Below are 20,640 nucleotides of genomic sequence, written 5' to 3' on the forward strand. Positions count from 1 at the left end.
ACCGGCCGCCCCGCGCCGGTCGCGACCCGAGAACTCCGCGGGCCGGTGCCGTTGCACTCCCCTCCCCCGACCGGCACCGGCCCGCGGTTCCACTTCCCTGGCCCGCCGGGTGCTCCGAGATTCGGAGCACCCGGCGGGTTTTGGCGTGTTTGCCGCGGTTCGGGCACCCGCGGGCACTGCCGCGGTAATTCCGTGCAACGCCCCGGCGAACGTTTCGGACCGGTCGGTAACCTGCTCCGGGGGCCGTGCGTGCGAATTCGGCTGCGCGCCCAAGAGATCGTGGTGAGCGCGGAGAAAGGCCGGACATGTCGAATCCTTTGGTGGCCGAAAAGAAGGACTCGACCTCGGCGATCTCCGGCATCACGATCCTCGAGGCCGGGAAGGGCCTGAAGGACGGCATCGAGTCCGGCGACTGGGCCGCGACGGTGATGGGCGCGGTCGGGGTCGGCATGGAAGCGCTCGCCGCGGTGATGGACCCGTTCGGCGCGATCCTCGCCGCGGGCGTCGGCTGGCTGATCGAGCACGTCGGGCCGCTCAAGGAAGCGCTGGACAAACTGGCCGGGGACCCGGACCAGGTCCACGCGTACTCCGAGACCTGGAAGAACGTGTCCAAAGAGGTCAGTTCCGTCGCACAGGATCTGGCCGCACAGGTCAAAAAGGACATCGAGTCCTGGGAGGGCGAGAGCGCCGACGCCTACCGCAAGCAGGCCGAGGAAGTCGCCAAGACCCTCGAAGGCGCCGCGCAAGCCTGCGAGGGCGCGGCCAGCGGGGTGAAGACCGCCGGCGACGTCGTCGGCGCGGTGCGGATGCTCGTGCGCGACATCATCGCCCAGGTCGTGGCGCACCTGATCTCGTGGGCGCTGCAGGTGCTGTTCACCCTCGGCATCGGCATGGTCTGGGTGGTGCCGCAGGTGGTCAACCTGGTGGCCAAGACCGCCAAGCAGATCGCCGAACTGGTCAAGAACCTCACCAAGGCGCTCAAGGAACTCGGCAAACTGCTCACCAAGGCACGCGGCCTGTTCGACGATGTCGCCAAGTCGATGAAGGGCATCAAGGCCGGCGGCAAGGACGCGCCGCACCAGCCGAAGGACATCAAGACCTCCGGCGGCGGCGAGAAAGCGCCGCCGGTCAAGGACGATTCCACCCACACCTCCGGCGCCCACGACGGTCCGGGGGAACACCGGGGCGGCGCGAACCACGAGCCGCCGCCGCGGGAAACCCCGAAAGACGAGGGCAACGGCGGATCCGGCGGCGAGGCGGGCAAGAACGACCGCGGCGGGAACGAGCGCTCCGATCCGGCCAAGGACAAGGACAAGGACAAAACCGAAGCAGCCAACGCGAAGAACGAGGGCGACTCCGATCCGCCCTGCCTGACCGACCCGGTCGTCATCTCCAGCGGCGAGGTGCTCGTCGAGGACTACGACCTCGATCTGCCGGAACTGCTGGTGCGGCGGACGCATCGCTCGTCCTACCGCGCCGGGCGCTGGTTCGGCTCGACGTGGGCGTCCACTGTGGACCAACGGCTGGAGTACGGCGAGGAATATCTCCGGTACTACGGGCCGGAAGGCGTCATCCTCTACTACCCGATGCCGGCCGGGGACGAGCCGGTGCTGCCGATCGAGGGCGCGCGCTGGCCGCTGACCCGACACGCTGACGGCAGCTGCACCATCGAGCAGGTGCGTCCGGATCGGACGATGCGGTTTTCCGGCGAGGGCAAGACTTTGCCGCTGCGTTCGATCGAAGACGCCGACGGTTCGCGGACCGAACTGTCCTATGCGGACAATGGCGTTCCCGCGCTGCTCACGCATTCCAGCGGGCTCCAGGTCGGCTTCCGCACCGACGGACACCGCATCACCGAACTGCGGATGATCGGGGCCGGCCCGGCTCCGGACGTCGTGGTGCGCGGCTACCGCTACAACTATCAAGGCCGCCTTTCCGAGGTCGTCAATTCCTCGGGAACGGCGAAGCGCTACACCTACGACCCGGACGGCCGGGTCACGAGCTGGGAAGACCGCAACGGCGTCGTCTACCGTTACATCTACGACGCCGAAGGCCGTTGCGTGCGCACCGAAGGCGCGCAAGGCTTCTACAGCGGCGCCTTCGAGTACCACCCCGCCGCGCGGATCACCCGGTTCACCGACTCGCTCGGCCACGTCTCGGAGTACGAGTACAACGCGGAGGGCCGTCCGGTCCGGGAGACCGACCCGCTGGGCAACGTGACGCTCTCCGAATGGGACCGCTACGGCAATCTGCTCCGCCGGGTCGACCCGCTCGGCCGGGTCACCGAGTACACCTACGCCGAGGACGGCACGCCGCTCGCCATCGCCCGTCCCGACGGCAGCCTCGCCGAACTGGAGCACGACGGCGCCGAACTGGTCGCGATCACGGTGCACGGCAACGGAAAGACCTGGCAGCGCCGGTACGACCAGCCCGCCGGACCCGAGCTGCCCGGCTTCCCGGTCGAATTCGAGGCCGAGGCCTCCGACGAGGAGCTGGACCAGTTCGGCCGGCCGCGTTCGGTGCCCGAGGTCGGCGGCGGACGGACGCAGCTGGGCTGGACGGTCGACGGCAAACCCGCCTCGCGGATCGGGGTACGCCGCGAGCGCGCCATGTGGCGATACGACCGCGAGGGCAACGAGATCGAGCACGTCGACGAACTCGGCCGGGTGACCCGGCGCGAGTACGGCCCGTTCGACGTGGTCACCGCGGTCGTGGACCCGTCCGGCGCGCGGACCAGCTACACCTACGACACCGAGCTCCGGCTCACGTCGGTGACCGATCCGCTGAACCGCACCTGGACCTACACCTACGACCCGCTCGGCAGGCTGGTCGCGCAGACCGACTTCGACGGCCGGACCCGGACGTATGCCTACGACGCGGCCGGGCAGACCGTCCGGGTGACCGAGCCCGACGGTTCGGTCACCGAGAACGAGTACGACCTGCTCGGCAACCGGGTCGAGATCCGCGGTCCGCACCGCACCGTGCGCTACGCCTACGACCCGGTCGGCAACGTCGTGCGGGTAGAGTCCGCGGACTCGGTGGTGGAGTTCGACCGCGACCTGTACGGCCGGGTCGTGCGCGAGGCGGTCGACGGCGTCGAGGTGCACTTCTCGTACGACGAGCAGGGCCGCACCATCCGCCGACGCACGCCCTCCGGCGCGGAGAGCGTCTGGACCTTCGACGAGGAGGACCGGCCGGTTTCGCTGACTACCGCGGGACACACCGTGCGGTACCGGCTGGACGACGAGGGCCGCGTGCTCGCCCGCGACACCGACGGGATCAGCACCCTGCAGCAGGCGTTCGGCCCTCGCGGCTTGATCACCGCGCAGCAGGTTTCCCGTGGAACAACGCCGGTGCAGCGCCGCGGTCTCGAGTACTACGCGGACGGAAGCCTCGCCGCGGTGCAGGACAGCCTGTCCGGGAAAACCGCCTTCACCCGGGACCCGGCCGGCCGCGTGGTCGCGGTGTCCTCCCCGGCGGGCCGGGAGGAGCTGCGCTACAACCCGGCCGGCGAGCTGACCGCCTGGTCGGGCAGCCCGGGCCTGTCGTCGGACTACGACTCCCTCGGCCGCCGGATCCGGCACCGCGAGGTGCATCCCGGCGGCGTGCGGGTGTGGGAGTACGCCTGGACCGGCGATCTGCTGACCGGTCTGCGCACGCCGGACGGCATCCAGTGGCGCTACCGGTACGACCCGCTCGGCCGCCGGATCGCCAAGGAGCGGCTGCTGGCCGACGGCTCCGTCGCGGAATCGACCCGGTTCGTGTGGGACGGCTTCGTGCTCATCGAACAGGAGCACACCGACCCGGCCGGAGTGCGCCGGACGACCACCTGGGAGCGCCGTCCGGGCACCGACGAGCCGGTCACCCAGCTCGAACGGGGTCCCGGCGGCGACCGGTTCGCGTCCGTCGTCACCGACGCCATCGGCACGCCGACCGACCTGATCGACGAGCACGGCGGGCTCGCCTGGAGCGCGCGCCGAACGCTGTGGGGCCGGGTCCAGCCCGGCGGCATCCCGCTGCAGTTCCCCGGCCAGTACGCGGACGCCGAGTCCGGTTTGCACTACAACGTTTTCCGCTACTACGACCCGGCCGCCGCGCGCTACCTCAGCCAGGACCCGCTGGGGCTGGAGGGCGGGCCGAACCCGGTCGCCTACGTTCCCGACCCGTTCGCCGCCTACGACCCGCTCGGCCTCGAGGGCTGCGGCAAGGGCAAAGGCAAAGGCAAAGCCGCCGACCCGCCGCCCGCGGATTCGACGGCCAAGCACAACGCCGACAACGGCGGCGGGAGCACCAAATCCGCCTCGACCGACAAGGGCAAAGGCAAGGGCAAGGGCAAGCGCAAGCGCGACGACAGCGACGACGGTTCCGCCGGCAAGGGAGACGCGAAGAAAAAGAAGGACGACGTCTGGGACCGGATGGCGTGGAACTCCGACGCCAAGAACGCGCGCAAGAACCAGACCGGCGACAAGAACGATCCGTTCCACAAGGCCGGAAGCGACGTGGCGCAACGGCACATCATCTCGTTCCAGAAAATGCGGGACGGGCTGAAGAACTGGGTGCACGAGCAGCCGGTCGACAAGCAAAGCGCGCTGACCAAGAAATACGGCGAGGACGAGCTGCCGAAGCTGCACAACCAGCCGAAGAACCTGCCGCTCGGCCCGCAGCACACCAACGCGGGCATCGGCGGCGTCTCGACCCGGATCGGCAACATCGAGGACGGCATCGCGGGCAAGATCAAGGTCGGCAAGAACGACAAGATCACGACCGAGGACGCGAAGTGGCCGAGTGAATCGCTGGACAAGAGCGGCGGGTACAAGCACAAGGACCACCCGGACCTCGACAAGAACTGGCGCCCGATCGGCCAGCAGGCGGACCGCATCACCGATCCCAAGGAGATGAACCGGGCCACCCGGGACATCGGCGACAGCGCGGACTTCGACTGGCCCGGCGGCAAGAAGGAAGAATTCGAGAAATGGCACAAGTCCTTCCTCGAATTCACCGACCTCAAGGAAAACCCGAAGAACTACACGGAAAAAGACGTCGACGACATCATCAAGCGGTTCCACGAGCTGCCCCCGCCGTCCGGGCGGCATCCCACGATCGACGAGTACAACAAGGCCCCGGACGGCCACCCGTACCGGTTCGACGACAAGGGCAAGCCGGTCGACATCGACTCCGACCCGCACCAGGACTGGAAGCGCCCGGACCAGCCGCTCGACGGCAACCAGATGCGCACCGAATGGGGCAACCGGAACGAGCAGGGCGTCGGGCCGACCAAGAAGGACTGGGCCGACCTCGAAAACGGGAAGTACGACCCGAAGGAGTGGAGCGACCCCGAAAAGAAGAAGTACCTGGACGGGGTCGGCGAGCCCAGCAAGCAGGACATCAAGGACGCCGCCGCGGAGGCGAAAGCCAAGTCCGACAAGATGGCGGAGGACGCGAGGAAGAACCGCGGCTGGTGATCGCCGGAAGCCCGGTGCGGGTCCGCACCGGGCTCCGCGGCCGTCAGGCGGTTTCCTCCGCGTCGCGAGCGGCGAACACCTCGCGCGCGGCGAAGGTGGCGTTGAGCGCGCGGGGGAAACCTGCGTAGACCGCCGAGTGCATGAGCGCCTCGGTGATTTCCTCGCGGCTGAGCCCGACGTTCAGCGCCGCGCCGACGTGCACCTTGAGCTGCGGTTCACAGCCGCCGAGCGCGGTCAGCACGCCGAGGGTGACCAGCTGACGGCTGCGCGGGTCGAGGCCGGGCCGGTCGTACATGTCGCCGAAGGCGAACGCGGCCACGTGGTGTCCGAGCGCGGGATTGATGTCGGCGAGGGAATCGATGACGGCTTCGCCCTGGTGACCGTCGATGCGGGACAGCACCTCGAGTCCGTGCTTGCGGCGGGCGAGGTTTTCCGGGCTGTCGATGTCGTGCTGGGTCACGGGAGGGGGCCTTCCTGGTAAGTGGCGATCTTGTATTCGGTGGCGGCGAGGGAAAGCTGCAGCTGGGCGATCTGCGCGCGCAGGGTGTCGCGGTGCTCCAGGAGCATTTCCCGCCGTTCGGGCACGGTGTCCTCGCCGGAATCGACCAGCTCGAGGTAGCGGCGCAGGTCGCTGATCGACATGCCGGACACCCGCATCCGCGTCAGGAACACCAGCCGGCGGACCGCCGCCGCGTCGTAAACCCGGTGCCCGGCGCGGTCGCGGGCGACCTGGACCAGCCCGATCCGTTCGTAGTACCGCAGCGTGTGCGGGTTCAGCCCGAGGTGTCGCGCGGTGGTGGCGATGTCCCACTCGTCCGCGTCGTCGTCCCGGGCCAGTTCCCGCAGCGCTTCGACCGACACCGTGCCCGGCGGGTCGACCGCCAGCCGCAGCGCCTCGATCAGCGCGTCTTCCTTCTCCATGCCGAAGACGCTAAGCCTGTGAGCGCGCTCAAACGCAAGCGCTAACCCACCGACCGCACGCGCGTCACCAAAACCCCGGCCAGCAGGGTCGCCGCCGCGGATGCCGCGAACAGCCCCGGATACCCGCCGAGCCACTGCAGGATCAACGTCGTGAGCAGCGGCGCGACCACCTGCGGCAGCGAGTTCGCGATGTTGACCACGCCGAGGTCCTTGGCCCGGTTCTGCGCCGCGGGCAGCACCTGCGTCAGCATCGCCAGCGCCACCGCCATGTACGTCCCGAATCCGACGCCCAGCAGCGGCGACGCCACCAGGGCCACCGGCCAGCTCTGCCAGATCACCAGCAGCAGCGCGGCCAGCGCCATGATCGCCGCCGAGCCGAGGACGTACGGCTTGCGTTTGCCGGACTTGTCCGAGAAATGCCCGGCCAGCACCGCGCCGATCACCAGCGCCACGCCGTACAGCCCCATCATGATCAGCAGGCCGCTGTCCGGATCCGGGTAATGCACCGCGTCCTTGAGGAAGAACAGCAGGTAGAGGGTGCCGAACGCGTTGCCGAGGTTGATCATGAAGTGGCAGCCCCACGCCCACGCGAAGTCCGGGTGCCGCCGCGGCGAGACCCACAGGTCGGCGAGGATTTCGCGGATCCGGCCGCTGGGCCGGAACTCGACCGGCAGCCGCGCGTCCGGCGTGCGCAGCACGAACGCCGCCGCGCCGGCCAGGACGATCGCGGCGCAGACCGCGTAGCCGAGCGGCAGTCCGGCGAGATCGAGCATCACCACGACCACCACCGCGCCGAGCACGGTGCCGAGCATCTGCGCGATCCCGACCAGTCCGCCGACCTGCGCGCGCTGCCCGACCGGCACCCGGTCGGCGATGCCGGACATCAGGGTCGCGAGCATGCCGTTGAGCCCGGCCTGCACGAGACACCAGCCGATCGTCATCACGACCACGTTCGGGGCCTCGGCCAGCACCAGCAGCCCGGCCGCGCCGATCGCGCCGCCGGCGATCGTCCACGGATGCCGCCTGCCGAACCGCGAGCAGGTGCGGTCCGATGCCAGCCCGATCGCCGGGTTCGCGATGAGCGCGACGGCCGCGCCGATCCCGGTCACGATGCCGAAGACGGTTTCCTTGTGCGCGGCGTCGAGCAGTTCGGCCTGCTGGGGCAGCAAAACCTGGATCGGCGCGTAAACGCCCAGCCACAGCGCGATGTTCGCGAGGAACAGCAGCGTCATCCACCCGGCGCGGACGCGCTTGACCGGTTCGGCGAAGACGTCCGGGACAGCAGCGGCGGTGTCACTCATGGCGGACCAGCTTCCGGTACCAGGCGAAGGAATCCTTGGGAGTACGGCGTTGCGTTTCGTAGTCCACGTGCACGAGCCCGAAGCGCGGCGCGTAGCCCTTGGACCATTCGAAGTTGTCCAGCAGCGACCAGACGAAGTATCCGCGCACGTCCACGCCGGCATCCATGGCTTCGCGCAGTGCCCGCAGGTGGCTGTCGAGGAATTCGATCCGTTCGGGGTCGGGCACGCTGCCGTCGGCGGCGGGTTCGTCGGCGAAACTGCAGCCGTTTTCGGTGATCTGGATCGGCGGCAGGTGTTCGCGGTAGCGCTCGTGGAAGGACACCAGCAGTTCGCGCAGCGCCTGCGGAACGATCGGCGAATCGTTGGTGGTCCTCGGATAACCCTCGATCGGGCGCAATTCGAACGGGAGCGGGTTGCCCTCGCCGGGAGCGGTCACGCCTTGGGGTTCGTAGTAGTTGACGCCGTAGAAGTCGAGCGGCTGCGCGATGGTGGCCAGGTCGTCGGCGAAGTTCTCCGGCAGATGCGGGTGCACCTGTTCGGGGTAGCTGCCGAGCAGCATCGGGTCGGCGAAGGTGCGGTTGAGCAGCGCGTCGAGCCAGTCCGCGGCCGCGCGGTCGGCGGGGGTGTCGTCCTCCGGCCAGATCGGCGAGTGGTTGTTCGCGGTGCCGATGCCGGTCGCGCCCGCCGCGCGCAGTGCCTGCACGGCCAGGCCGTGCGCGAGATTCTGGTGGTGTGCGGTGGGAAGCGCGTCGAGCAGCAGGAACCGGCCGGGCGCGTACTCGCCGATGCCGTAGCCGTAGATCGACATGACCATCGGCTCGTTGAGCGGAATCCAGAGTTTCGCCCGATCGGCGAAATGCTCCCCCACGATCGTGGCGTATTCGGCGAACCAGAACGCGGTGTCGCGGGAGAGCCAGCCGCCCGCGTCCTCGATCGCCTGCGGGGTGTCCCAGTGGTACAGCGTGATCGCCGGGGCGATTCCGGCCGCGCAGACCTCGTCGATCAGCTTGTCGTAGAAGGCAAGTCCCTCCGCGTTGGGCTTGCCGGAGCCGTCCGGCTGGATCCGCGGCCACGCGATGGACATCCGGTAGGCGCCGACGCCGAGTTCCGCCATCAAGGCGATGTCCTCGGAGTAGCGGTGGTAGTGGTCAGCCGCTACCTTGGCGTCCTCGCCCCGGGCGATCTTGCCTTCGGCGGCGGTGAACGTGTCCCAGATGGACGGTCCGCGACCGCCCTCGGCCGTCGCCCCCTCGATCTGGAACGCCGAGGTCGAGACACCCCACAGGAAGCCGGGCGGGAAGGTCGGATGGTCCACGCTGAGCACCCCTTGCCTTCGGACACCCTTCCGGGTGAACGTGAAAAGTTCTCATATGTTAGGTCGTCACTCGTCTCGGGGGAAGCCCCGCGGGGCGCTAAAGTCCCAGATCAGATGAGTGAATCGCGAGAGACTCCGAGGAACGACGTGGCCGAGACCCAGGCTGAACCCACTCCGCTGCGGCGAAAGCCGGTTCAGCAACGCAGCGCCCGGCGGGTGGAACAGATGCTGGACGCGAGCGCCGAGCTGATCGACGAGCTGGGCTACGACGCGCTCACCACCACGCTCATCGCCAAACGCGCGGGCGTCGCGGTCGGGTCGCTGTACCAGTTCTTCCCGGACAAACGCGCGGTCGTGCAGGCGCTGACGCAGCGGAATCTGGAACGGTTCGTCGCCGCGGTGAACGAGCGGCTGCAGGAGCTGAGCCCCGAGCACTGGTGGAACATCGTCGACTCGGTGCTGGACATCTACCTGCGGATGCACCGCGAGGTGCCGGGGTTTTCGAAGGTCCACTTCGGAGACGTGATCGACGTCCGGCTGCTGGCCGACGACCGCGACAACAACTCGGTCATCGCGGATTCCCTGGTCGAAATCCTGCGCGGGCACGTCGACCAGCCCGCCGACGAACTCCGGTTCGCCATCGCGATCGCCAACGAGACGGCGGACGCGCTGCTGAAACTCGCCTTCCGCCGCGATCCGAACGGCGACGAGCGGATCGTCGCCGAGGCCAAGCACGTGGTGAAGGGGTATCTGGCGAGCAAATTCGGCGACTGAACGGAGGCCCGCGCTCAGCCGAAGTTCCGCCCCTCGCCGCGGTAGGTCGGGACCGTTCGCTCCACCTGGCTGCCGCGGACGAGGTGGTAGGCGAGGAACCGTTCGGCCAGTTCCCCGGCTTTCGCGTGCCGCAGCCAGACCCGGTCGCCGAGCCGGAGCGTCCGCGCGGCCTCGCCGGTCACTGGCGTCTGCACCTCGCCGGCGCCTTCGAAACCCAGCAGCCGCAAGCCTTCCGGCAAGTACGGCGACGGTTCGCGCGACGGACCGGTCGGGCCGGAGGCGATGTATCCGCCGGAGTACAGCGTCGCGACGTTCTTCGCCGGACGGCGCACCACCGGCAGCGCGAACAACGCGGCCGGGCGCGGCTGGAAGTGCGAATAGCCGTCGAACAGCGTCGGCGCGAGCAGTCCGGAACCGGCGGCGATCTCGGTGACCACGTCCTCCGCGCCGGTGGTCTCGATGCTCCCGGTGCCGCCGCCGTTGACGAACTCCAGGTCAGCGACCTCGCGCACGGCCCGCACCGCGGCACCGCGGCGACGGGCGAGCTCAGCCGCGGAACGGCGTTGCATCCAGCCGACCACCCGGTTCTGCAGGCCTTTTCCGGCGGCGTCGCCGAGCCCGGCGATCTGGCCCTCGTACGCCATCATCCCGACGAGCCGGAAGCCCGGCCGCGTCACGATCCGGCGGGCGAGCGCGACCGCTTGCGCCGGCTTGAACACCGGCGAACGCCGGGTGCCGACGTGCATGCCGGGCAGCGGACGCCAGGACGCGTCGAGTTCGAGGCACACGCGGACGTCCGGGTGGCCGTGACCGAGCGCAGCGTCGACGAGGTCGAGGTGCTCGGTCGAATCGACCATGATCGTGACCGCCGCGCGAGCGCGTTCGCTCGCCGCGAGGCGGCGGAGCGCTTCGTGGTCCGCGGTCGGGTACGCGACCACGATGTCGGCGGAAGTGCCCAGCTCAGCGTGCCAAACGGCCTCGGCGAGCGAGTAGCACATCAAGCCTTCGAAGCCGTCGCGTGCGAGCACTCGCTCCAGCAGCGCACGGCAGCGCACGGACTTGCTGACCACCCGGATCGGCTTGCCCGCGGCCCGGCGCAGCAGGTCGTCGGCGTTGGCGTCGAAGGCGTCCAGGTCGACGATCGCGAGCGGCGGATCCAGGTCCTTCGTCGCGAGGTCGTACCCGTGCGCTGAGGTGGTCACGGCACTTACGGTACGACAACAAAGCTTGAAACGCGAATACTATTCACTTACGGTTTCGGCATCTATCGTGGGAACCCTTCCAGCGAAGAACAGGTGCCGCAATGACGTGGAGCAACTGGGCCGGTACGGCCAAGGCCACCCCGCAGCGGGTGCACCGGCCGCGCAGCGCGGCCGGGATCGCCGAGGTCGTGCACGGGGTTTCCGAGGCCGGGCGCCGGGTCCGGGCGTGGGGCAGCGGGCATTCGTTCACCGCGATCGCGGCCGCCGATTCCGACGCGCTCGACCTGACCGGGTGGACCGGCATCGAACGCGCCGATCTGGAGAAGCAGCAGGTCACGGTGCGTTCCGGCACCACTTTGCGCGCTCTCAACGCGGCGCTGGACGCGCTCGGGCTGGCGATGACGAATCTCGGCGACATCGACGCGCAGACCATCGCGGGCGCGATTTCCACCGGCACGCACGGCACCGGTGCGCGGTTCGGCGGGATCTCGACCCAGGTCGTCGCGCTGGAACTGGTGCTGGCGGACGGTTCGCTGGTCCGCTGCGCGGCCGACGAGCGTCCGGAGCTGTTCCACGCCGCCCGCGTCGGCCTCGGCGCGCTGGGCGTGATCAGCACGGTGACGCTCCAATGCGAACCGTCCTTTGCGCTCTCCGCGCAGGAGCGTCCGGAGCCGCTGGAGCAGGTCCTCGACGGATTCGACGAGAACGCGGCGGACAACGACCACTTCGAGTTCTACTGGTTTCCCTACGGCAGCAAGGCGCTGGTGAAGCGCAACAACCGGCTGCCGCTGGACGCCGAGCGGAAACCGTTGTCCCGCCTGCGGCAGTTCGTGGACTACGAACTCACCGAGAACGTCGCGTTCGGCGGGCTGTGCCGGCTCGGCCGCGCGGTGCCGAAACTGGTGCGGCCGCTGGGCGCGTTCGCCTCCCAGGTGTCCTCGCCGCGCGAGTACAGCGACCTCTCGCACCGCGTTTTCGTCACCCACCGCGGCGTGCGGTTCGTGGAATCGGAGTACGCGGTCCCGCGCGAATCGGTGCTCGACGTGCTGGCCGAACTGCGCGGAGTGGTGCCGCGGCTGAAAGACCCGGTGGCGTTCCCGGTCGAAGTGCGGGTGGCCGCCGCGGACGACATCTGGCTGTCCACCGCGAACGGCCGCGACTCCGCCTACATCGCGATCCACCAGTTCCTCGGCATGCCCTACCGCGAGTACTTCACCGCGTTCGAGAACGTCGTGGGCCAGGTCGGCGGACGGCCGCACTGGGGGAAGATGCACGACCTCGACGCCTCCGTGCTGCGCACCCGCTACCCGCACTTCGACGATTTCCTGCGGATCCGCAAGGAATGCGACCCGGCCGGGACGTTCGCCAACACCTACCTCGACCGGGTCCTCGGAACCGCGTGATCAGTTCGGCTCGAACAGCGAGCTGACCGACTCTCCATTGTGGATTCGCCGCATCGCCTCGGCCAGCGCCGGGGCGATGGACAGGATGCGCAGTTTCTCCGTGCGTTCCTCGACCGGCACCGGCACGGTGTTCGTGCAGACGATCTCCAGCACGTCCTCCTGCCCGCCGATCCGCTTGAGCGCGCCGTCGGCGAACAACCCGTGCGTGCAGGCCACCCGGATCGTCCGCGCGCCCAGCTCGCGCAGCCGGTCCAGCAGTTCCAGCACCGTGCTGCCGCGCGCGATCTCGTCGTCCAGCACGATGATGTCGCGTCCGGCGATCTCGCCGATCACCGACGTGATCTCGACGCGGTCGTCGGCGAACCGCTGTTTCGCGCCCGCCGCGACCTTCGTGCCGAGCAGCCGGGCGAAATGCGCGGCTTCCTTGGCGTTGCCCAAATCCGGCGACACGACCGTGGTTTCCGAGAGGTCGTACTGCCGGAAGTACCGCGCCAGCTCGTGCAGCGCGTGCAGATGGTCGACCGGAACGCTGAAGAACCCGTGCACCTGCGGCGAGTGCAGCGTCATGGTGAGCACGCGGTTCGCGCCCGCGGTGACCATCAGGTCGGCGACGAGCCGGCCGCCGATGGAGATCCGCGGCGCGTCCTTTTTGTCCGAGCGCGCGTACGAATAGTGCGGCATCACCACGGTGGTGCGCGCGGCCGAGGCGCCGCGGGCCGCGTCGAGCATCAGCAGCAGCTCGACCAGGTTTTCCTGCACGGGTTTGACCAGCGGCTGGATCAGGAAGACGTCCCGCTCGCGGCAGTTGGCCTGGAGCTGGACCTGGAGACAGTCGTTGGCGAACCGGTCGATCTCCACCGGAAGCAGCGGAACGCCCAGGTTCGCGCAGATTTCCTCGGCGAGTTCGGGGTGCGCGCTGCCGCTGAAGACCGCGATGTCGCGCATCAGATCCGGGACACCGCGTCGGCGATGGAATCGTCGCCGGAGACCAGTTCCAGCGTGCGCCGGGCGGTCGCCGGGGTGTCGAGCAGCGTCAGCAGCACCGCGGCGACATCCTCGCGCGGGATCGCCCCGCCCCCGACCTTCTCCGCGATTTTCACCCGGCCGGTGCCGGAATCGTTGGTCAGGCGGCCGGGACGCAGGATCGTCCAGTCGAGGTCGCGGGCCTTGAGGTCCTCCTCGGCGGCGCGCTTGGCCCGCAGGTAGGCGGCGAAAACCGGCTCGTGGCCGGGGTCGTCGGCCTTGTCCGCGTTGATCGAGCCGACCTGGATGAACCGGCGGACGCCCGCCCGCTCCGCCGCTTCGGCGAACAGCACGGCCGCGCCGCGGTCGACGGTGTCTTTGCGGCCCTCGCCGCTGCCCGGGCCGGCACCGGCGGAGAACACCGCGGCGTCCGCGCCTTCGAGCGCCTTGGCGACCGCGTCCACATCGGACTTTTCGAGGTCGAGCACGACCGTCTCGGCGCCGACCGCGGTCAGGTCGGCCTCGTGGTCGGGGTTGCGCACGATGCCGACCGGCGCGTCGTGCCGCTGCGCGAGCAGCTTTTCCAGGTGCAGGGCGATCTGGCCGTGTCCGCCAGCGATGACGACTCGCATGCGCCCGACTCTATCGCCGCGCCCGGCCCGACGCCGGTGCTTCAGTCCGCCTCGGCGGGCACCGGGGCGTCGGCGTCCTCGCGCAGCAGCAGGTCGTAGGCCATCTCGTTGACCCAGCGCGATACCGGGTCCTCCTGCAGCAGCACCCGGTCGTGGTGGGTGTCGAGGTCGAGGTCCGTGGTGGCGTACGGGTCGGCGGTGACGACCGCGAGACCGTAGGCGCGGGCCCGCGGCAGGCAGTTCGTCACGTAGTCGTCGGTCAGCACGGCAGGCGATGGAAGAACCATCGCGGCCTCGCCGTAGCGCGAGAAGGGCACCGCGGAGGCCATCGCGGTCCGCCAGTGCCGGGCGACCGCGAGGACGCCGATGATCTCGGCGGCCGGCGCGGGTGCGGTCGCGGCCAGCTCTGGCCAGGTCCAGGTGTCGACGAGGGCGCGATCGGCGACGGGACCGACACCCATCGCGATCCGCTCCGCGTGCACGTCGGTCTTGAGCTTCGCGACGATGCTGACCTTGCGGCCGAGCAGCGTCGTCGCGGGCAGCACCACGCCGTTCCAGCCCAGCAGGGCCGCGGCCTTGCGCGCCAGCTCGTCGACGCTCGCGGGGAGCTCGATCGGCGGCAGCACCCGGCTCGCCGTCGTCCGGCTGCGCTTCGCACCGCCGGCGACCGTCGAGCGCTCGGTGTTCTGTGGGGTAGCCGCCACGAGTCCGCCTCCTTCAAGCACCTGTTCCTCATGACCGGCGAAAACCGGTACATGAACTGAGTACCAGGGCAAAGTCGCGAGGTCTCCGGGTTGCCCGGCCGCGTGCGATCGGCGGCGCTCAGCGGTCGGTGACCGGTCGGTAGGCGGTCGTTCGACTTCAGCCCGACCGTGCGGCCAACCGAGTGAGACCGGGGTGAGTGGTGCACACAGAGCGCGTCCGCCGGGTGGCGCGCCACTCCGCTGGAGGCGAGGCAAGCGGCGCAGTTGCTTACTCCGATCGGCCTAATCAACGCGGTTCCACAGTGGACTTTCGCTGGTCACGGGCCTCACCCGGATGGCGGGTGAGCTTCGCCGCAGCGGGGGTTCCCGTCTCCGGTTTAGGGTTACCCGTCGGTCAAGTACCCGCCGGGAGGACCAGGATGCGCTCGCCGAAGGACTTCTTCGCCCCGCTCGCCGTCGGAGCGCCGCAACCGCCGCGGCAGATCCCGGTGCGGCCGTCGCGCATGATCCACTTTTTCGACCCCGGCAACGAAAAGATGGCCGCGAAGGTCCCTGACCTCGCGAAGAAGACCGACGTGCTGCTCGGCAACCTGGAGGACGCGGTCCGCGCCGATCGCAAGGAAGCCGCGCGCGCCGGACTGGTGTCGATCGCGAAGGCGACGGACTTCGGCCGCACGCAGCTGTGGACGCGGGTGAACAGCCTCGACTCGCCGTGGGTGCTGGACGACCTGATCACGCTGGTCACCGAGATCGGCGACAAGCTCGACGTGATCATGATCCCGAAGGTCGAAGGCGCGCAGGACATTCACTACGTCGACCGGTTGCTGGCGCAGCTGGAAGCGCGGGCCGGGCTGACGGAACCGCTGCTGGTGCACGCGATCCTGGAAACGGCGAGCGGCGTGGCGAACGTCGAGGAGATCGCCGGCGCGTCGCCGCGCATGCAGGGCATCTCGCTGGGCCCGGCCGACCTGGCCGCGAGCCGCCGGATGAAGACGACCCGCGTCGGCGGCGGGCACCCGGGTTACCTGGTGCGCACCGACCCGGTCGGCGAAGATCTCAACGAGGGCCGGACGACATATCAGCAGGACCTCTGGCACTACACGGTCGCGCGGATGGTCGACGCGTGCGCGATGAACGGAATCCTGCCGTACTACGGGCCGTTCGGGGACATCCGCGACGTGGTGGCCTGCGAGGACCAGTTCCGCAACGCGTTCCTGCTCGGCTGCGTCGGCGCGTGGAGCCTGCACCCGGTGCAGATCGACATCGCGAAGAAGGTTTTCTCCCCGTCCCCCGCCGATGTCGCCTGGGCCCGCCGCGTGATCGCCGAGATGGGCGACGGCACCGGCGCGGTGATGATCGACGGGAAAATGCAGGACGACGCCTCGGTCAAGCAGTGCCGGGTGGTCGTGGAACTGGCGGACGAACTGGCCGCGACCGACCCCGAACTGGCCGCCGCGTACGACGCCGCGACGAAGGAGATCCAGTCATGACCGAACTCCGCCCGCGGCGGTCCGTGCTGTACATGCCCGGCGCGAACGAACGCGCGCTGGAAAAGGCGAAGACGCTTCCGGCGGACGCGTTGATCCTGGATCTGGAAGACGCCGTCGCGCCCGATGCGAAGGAAGCCGCACGGGAACGGGTCTGCGCCGCGGTCGGCACCTATGGCTCGCGCGAGGTGACGATCCGGGTCAACGGCCTGGACACCGAATGGCACGACGCAGACCTGCGCGCCGCCGCGGCCGCCGGTCCCGCCGCGGTGGTGGTGCCGAAGGTGAACTCGGCGGCTGAAGTGCACAACATCGAGCGCGCGCTGGAACTCGGCGGAGCACCGGAGCACACGAAGATCTGGGCGATGGTGGAGACGCCGGTCGCGATGCTGCACGCGGAAGAGATCGCGGGGGCGTCGGAACGGCTGACCGTGCTGGTGATGGGCACGAACGACCTGGCGAAGGAACTGCACGCGGAGTTCGTGCCGGGCCGGGGACCGTTGCTGGGCGGGCTTTCGCTGTGCCTGCTGGCCGCGCGCGCGACCGGGAAGGTGATCCTGGACGGGGTCTACAACGACGTCAAGGACGCTGAAGGCTTCGAGGCGGAATGCTTGCAGGGGCGGCAGTACGGGTTCGACGGGAAGACGTTGATCCATCCCTCGCAGGTGGAGCCGTGCAACCGGATCTTCGCGCCGTCGGAGGAGGAGATCGACCGGTCGAAACGGATCATCGCGGCGTTCGAGGAAGCTTCGGCTGCGGGCCGCGGTGTGGTGACGGTGGACGGGCGGATGATCGAGAACCTGCACGTGGAGAACGCCCGCCGGGTGCTCGCGCTGGCGGAGGCGATCGGGGCGAAGTGACGGCGACGGACTCCCCGTCGCCGCACTCGCCTTGAACCTGCTCAGAGCAGGTTTTTCTGCACCTTCCCCATCGCGTTGCGCGGCAGGGCTTCCAGGATCCGCACCTCGCGCGGTCGCTTGTGGACGGACAAGGTCCCGGCCACGAACTCCGTCACCGTGGCGCCGTCGAGGCCGTCTCCGACCACGTAGGCGACGATTCGCTGCCCGAGGTCGTCGTCCGGAACCCCGACCACTGCCGCTTCGCGCACACCGGGGTGGGCCAGCAACGCGTGTTCCACCTCCCCGGCGCCGATGCGGTAACCACCCGATTTGATGAGGTCGACCGACTCGCGACCCACGATCCGGTGAAACCCGCCGGAGTCGACGACGGCGATGTCGCCGGTCCGGAACCAGCCGTCCTCGGTGAACGACTCCGCGGTTTTGCCCGGCAATCCCAGATATCCGTCGAAAAGCGTCGGGCCGGACACCTGCAGCTGCCCGAGGCTCTGCCCGTCGCGGCGAACCGGTTCCCCGCGATCGTCGCGCAGCCGGGTTCGAACGGCGGGCAGCGGCAAGCCGACCCAGCCCGGCCGCCGCTCGCCGTCGTGCCGGGTGCTGAGGGTGATCAACGTTTCGCTCATCCCGTAGCGTTCGATCGGCGCGGACCCGGTGAGTCCCGCCAGTTTTTCGAAGACCGGCTTGGGCAGCGGCGCGCTTCCCGACACGAGCAATCGGGCGGACCTCAGCGCCCGCGCGGTGGACGGCTCCGCGCACACCCGGGACCACACGGTCGGAACTCCGAAATACAGCGAGCCCCGCGCTTCCGCGTAAGCCGCGGGTTTCGGCCGCACGGTGTGCGTCAGCGGCGAGCCGACGCGCAACGCACCGAGGACGCCCAGCACCAGGCCGTGGACATGGAACAGCGGAAGCCCGTGCACCAAGGTGTCTTCGGCGGTCCAGCCCCACATGTCGCTCAACGCGTCCAGGCACGCGGCGATGGCCGAGCGCGAGAGCACGACGCCCTTCGGGGCTCCGGTCGTGCCTGAGGTGTAGACGATCAACGCCGGGCTTTCGGCGGCAGGTTCTGGATAGCTCGTCGCGGAGCGCGCGGAGACGTCGATCGGCACGACCGGGAGTTCGACGTCGCCCGGCGCGTCGCCCAGCCAGAGCTGGACGCCGGAGTCGGCCAGGACGTGCCGTCGCTCGGCCGGTCCCGAGTCCGGCGGGACCGGGACCACCGGCACGCCCGAGGTCAGGCAGCCCACCACGGCGACGATCGTTTCCAGGCTCGCGGTCGCGTTGACGGCGACCCGGCCGGCCCCGGCGATCCGGTCCGCGACCGCGGCGGCGGCCCCGCGCAGTGCGCCGAGCGACATCGAGGAATCGCCGACCCGGACGAACGGGCCGTCCGCGGAACCGGTCGCCAAGGCGGTCAGCAGGGGCTGGTTGGTGTCCTTCACTGGTTTTTCGTCCTCACTCGGGCAGTGGTTTGTTGCGGGTCTCGGGGACCAGCGGGAGCAGGAGCAGGCCGACGACGAACACGGCGGCGGTGGACGCCAGCGGCACGGCGAGCGAACCCAGTCCGCGGATCGCGACGCCGAGCACGAACGTGCCGACGGCCGCGAACCAGCGGGAGATCGTGGTGGTGAACGCGAACGCGGTGGCCCGGAACAACGTCGGGTACTGCTCGGGCAGCCACACGGTGAACACCGCGAAGTTGGCCCCGCCGAGGCCGAGGATCGGCAGGAACACGAAAAGCAGCGGCAGATTCCCCAGCGGGTACGCGATGCCGTAAGTCCCGACGATGCCGACCGTCATCAGCGCGAAGAACAACGCCAGCGCTCCCCGGCGGCCGAGCTTGTCGGCGAGCCATGGCGTGCCGATGCAGCCGACGACCGTGAAGATCGCCGAGATCGCGGCCGCGAGGCTGGCGAGCTGGGGACCGTGACTCGTGCCGGTCTCCTTGGCCAGCGTCGTCACCGCGGTCGGCACGTAGGTGGCCGTGGCCCACAAGCCGATCACGCAGGCCCCGAGCAGCAGCAGATTGCCGATGGTCCGCCGCCGGTAGCCGCGGCTCATGATGTTGCGCAGCGGGGCGAGCAACGACGTCCGCCGGGCGGTTTCGGCCTGTGCCGCCCACTTTTCCGGCTCCTTCGTGTTCCGCCGGATGAACAGCACGAGCAGCGCGGGCACGATGCCCAGCAGGAACAGTCCGCGCCAGCCGAGCTGCTGGCCGAAGGCCAGGTAGATCACGGCCGTCAGCAGCTGGCCGACGTAGTTGGCCGAATGCAGCACCCCGCCGAGCTTGACCCGGAGCCGCTCGGGCACCGCTTCCGCGACCAGCGTGGCCGCCATCGCCCATTCGCCGCCGATCCCGACCGCGCACAGGAACCGGAACGCCATCCAGGCCCAGACGTTCGTCGAAAACCCGGCCAGCGCGGTGAACACCGAGAAGAGCAGGATGCTGCCGATCATCGCCGGCCGCCTGCCGAAGCGGTCCGCGATCGGGCCCCAGATGAACGAGCAGCCCCATCCGGCGAGGAACAGCGCGCCGCTGAGCTGGCCGTAGAAACCGACGTTCGCCACGTTCGGGGCGATGCCGGACGGCGGGAGCAGTTCGCTCAGCGTCGGCGCGAGCACCAGGCCGAACATCGCGAGCGTGAACCCGTCCATCGCCCAGCCGCCGAATGATCCCCAGAACGCGTTGCGCTGGGCGCGGTTCATCCGGGCAGGCGGGCTCGGATCGGCCTGGCCGGCGCGGGGCCGTTCGCCGTCGGCTTCCTTGATCGTTGTCATGACCACCTCACTGTGGTCCACAATGCGGATCGATGGACTACTATGTGGACCGGTAGCGTATGAACGGGATCACCGAAGGTCAAGGGGTGGCGAACGTGAACAGCGTGCTCACTGCGTTGCGGGTGTTCGAGGCGGTCGCCGCGGCGCAACCGGCCGGGTTGAGCGAACTCGCGCGCCGGCTCGAGGTCCCCAAGAGCACGGTGCAGCGCTGCCTCAAAACGCTCGCCGACGCGGGCTGGGTCCGGCCGGAGCCGAACGGGGAAGGCCGGTGGGTGATCACCGGGAAGGCGTTCAGCATCGGCAGCGCGGTCAGCTCCGGACCGCGGTTGCGCGAGATCGCGCTGCCGGTTTTGAGCCGGCTGCAGAGCGACACTCGCGAGACCATCCACCTGACGGTCCCCGACGACGACGCGATGGTGCTGATCGAACGGCTGGACAGCCCGCATCAGCTTCGCGCGTTTCTCCAGCTGGGCACGCGGCTTCCCCTGCACGCGGCGTCGAACGGCAAGGCGTACCTGGCTTCACTGGACGACGCGGCCGTCGAATCCTTCCTGCACAACGGTCTTCACAAGGTCAATGACCACACCGTCACCGACCCCGACGTCATCCGGCGGGAAGTCGCGGAGATCCGGCGACGCGGTTACGCGGTCACCAACGAAGAACTCCACGAAGGCATCGCCGCGGTCGCCGTCGCGCTCAAGACGGCGGACGGCGAAACCTGCGGTTGTTTCAGCATTTCCGGGCCGACGACGAGGTTGACGCCCGACCTCTACGCGACGTACGGCGAGAAGGCGCTGGCCGCCAAAGCGGAGATCGAGCGGTTCCTGTCGTACTGAGGCCC

The 20,640-nt window shown here is 69.4% G+C and carries 16 protein-coding genes; 6 read left to right on the forward strand and 10 right to left on the reverse strand.

The window, feature by feature from the left end:
* The first annotated feature begins 305 nt into the window (after positions 1-305).
* Complete coding sequence (locus F9C11_RS06385) at positions 306-5,462, forward strand: RHS repeat-associated core domain-containing protein (protein ID WP_409183979.1); 5,157 nt, start codon at positions 306-308, stop codon at positions 5,460-5,462.
* Between the two features lie 43 nt (positions 5,463-5,505).
* Here F9C11_RS06385 and F9C11_RS06390 read toward each other — a convergent pair whose 3' ends face one another.
* The 4 genes from F9C11_RS06390 to F9C11_RS06405 are packed head-to-tail and all read right to left on the reverse strand — an operon-like array spanning position 5,506 to position 8,999.
* Positions 5,506-5,922: a carboxymuconolactone decarboxylase family protein gene (locus F9C11_RS06390; RefSeq protein WP_409183980.1), complete on the reverse strand. Its 417-nt coding sequence runs from the start codon at positions 5,920-5,922 to the stop codon at positions 5,506-5,508.
* Entirely contained in the window at positions 5,919-6,383 is a 465-nt protein-coding gene (locus tag F9C11_RS06395) for a MerR family transcriptional regulator (RefSeq protein ID WP_409183981.1), read from the reverse strand. Before F9C11_RS06395 ends, F9C11_RS06390 begins: the two co-directional genes overlap by 4 nt.
* Positions 6,384-6,424: 41 nt before the next feature.
* The gene (locus tag F9C11_RS06400; RefSeq protein ID WP_409183982.1) at positions 6,425-7,684 is read right to left on the reverse strand and encodes an MFS transporter; all 1,260 of its coding nucleotides are present in this window, start codon (positions 7,682-7,684) and stop codon (positions 6,425-6,427) included.
* Entirely contained in the window at positions 7,677-8,999 is a 1,323-nt protein-coding gene (locus tag F9C11_RS06405; protein ID WP_409183983.1) for a GH1 family beta-glucosidase, read from the reverse strand. The genes F9C11_RS06400 and F9C11_RS06405 overlap by 8 nt, the downstream gene beginning before the upstream one ends.
* Before the next feature lie 114 nt (positions 9,000-9,113).
* Here F9C11_RS06405 and F9C11_RS06410 point away from each other — a divergent pair, with 114 nt between their 5' ends.
* Positions 9,114-9,773 carry a TetR/AcrR family transcriptional regulator gene (locus F9C11_RS06410; protein ID WP_409183984.1) on the forward strand — a complete coding sequence of 220 codons (660 nt, stop codon included), beginning with the start codon at positions 9,114-9,116 and terminating at the stop codon, positions 9,771-9,773.
* 14 nt (positions 9,774-9,787) lie between these two features.
* Here the strand turns inward: F9C11_RS06410 and F9C11_RS06415 are convergent, their stop codons facing one another.
* Positions 9,788-10,975: an amino acid deaminase/aldolase gene (locus tag F9C11_RS06415; RefSeq protein WP_409183985.1), complete on the reverse strand. Its 1,188-nt coding sequence runs from the start codon at positions 10,973-10,975 to the stop codon at positions 9,788-9,790.
* Positions 10,976-11,076: 101 nt separating this feature from the next.
* Between F9C11_RS06415 and F9C11_RS06420 the strand changes: the two genes are divergently transcribed.
* Positions 11,077-12,378: a D-arabinono-1,4-lactone oxidase gene (locus F9C11_RS06420; protein WP_409183986.1), complete on the forward strand. Its 1,302-nt coding sequence runs from the start codon at positions 11,077-11,079 to the stop codon at positions 12,376-12,378.
* Here the strand turns inward: F9C11_RS06420 and F9C11_RS06425 are convergent, their stop codons facing one another.
* From F9C11_RS06425 to F9C11_RS06435, 3 genes are read right to left on the reverse strand one after another with little or no spacing between them, the layout of a single operon-like run.
* The gene (locus F9C11_RS06425) at positions 12,379-13,323 is read right to left on the reverse strand and encodes a ribose-phosphate diphosphokinase (RefSeq protein WP_409183987.1); all 945 of its coding nucleotides are present in this window, start codon (positions 13,321-13,323) and stop codon (positions 12,379-12,381) included.
* Positions 13,323-13,973 carry an SDR family oxidoreductase gene (locus F9C11_RS06430; RefSeq protein ID WP_409183988.1) on the reverse strand — a complete coding sequence of 217 codons (651 nt, stop codon included), beginning with the start codon at positions 13,971-13,973 and terminating at the stop codon, positions 13,323-13,325. The genes F9C11_RS06425 and F9C11_RS06430 overlap by 1 nt, the downstream gene beginning before the upstream one ends.
* Positions 13,974-14,014: 41 nt before the next feature.
* Complete coding sequence (locus F9C11_RS06435; RefSeq protein ID WP_344282138.1) at positions 14,015-14,677, reverse strand: hypothetical protein; 663 nt, start codon at positions 14,675-14,677, stop codon at positions 14,015-14,017.
* Positions 14,678-15,096: 419 nt separating this feature from the next.
* Between F9C11_RS06435 and F9C11_RS06440 the strand changes: the two genes are divergently transcribed.
* Together F9C11_RS06440 and F9C11_RS06445 are read left to right on the forward strand one after the other, a co-directional pair.
* Entirely contained in the window at positions 15,097-16,167 is a 1,071-nt protein-coding gene (locus F9C11_RS06440; protein ID WP_067578441.1) for a CoA ester lyase, read from the forward strand.
* Positions 16,164-17,024 (forward strand): HpcH/HpaI aldolase/citrate lyase family protein, encoded by an 861-nt coding sequence (locus F9C11_RS06445; RefSeq protein ID WP_409183989.1) that lies wholly within the window; start codon positions 16,164-16,166, stop codon positions 17,022-17,024. The genes F9C11_RS06440 and F9C11_RS06445 overlap by 4 nt, the downstream gene beginning before the upstream one ends.
* A 41-nt stretch (positions 17,025-17,065) precedes the next feature.
* On the opposite strand, the gene F9C11_RS06450 is transcribed toward F9C11_RS06445, so the two are convergent.
* Together F9C11_RS06450 and F9C11_RS06455 are read right to left on the reverse strand one after the other, a co-directional pair.
* Positions 17,066-18,463 (reverse strand): acyl-CoA synthetase, encoded by a 1,398-nt coding sequence (locus F9C11_RS06450; RefSeq protein WP_409183990.1) that lies wholly within the window; start codon positions 18,461-18,463, stop codon positions 17,066-17,068.
* Between the two features lie 13 nt (positions 18,464-18,476).
* On the reverse strand, positions 18,477-19,799 hold the full coding sequence (locus tag F9C11_RS06455; protein ID WP_409183991.1) for an MFS transporter: 1,323 nt from the start codon (positions 19,797-19,799) through the stop codon (positions 18,477-18,479).
* 86 nt (positions 19,800-19,885) lie between these two features.
* Between F9C11_RS06455 and F9C11_RS06460 the strand changes: the two genes are divergently transcribed.
* Positions 19,886-20,635 (forward strand): IclR family transcriptional regulator, encoded by a 750-nt coding sequence (locus F9C11_RS06460; RefSeq protein WP_409183992.1) that lies wholly within the window; start codon positions 19,886-19,888, stop codon positions 20,633-20,635.
* The last annotated feature ends 5 nt before the right edge of the window (positions 20,636-20,640 follow it).

The organism is Amycolatopsis sp. VS8301801F10 (assembly GCF_046195355.1).
Lineage (GTDB): Bacteria > Actinomycetota > Actinomycetes > Mycobacteriales > Pseudonocardiaceae > Amycolatopsis.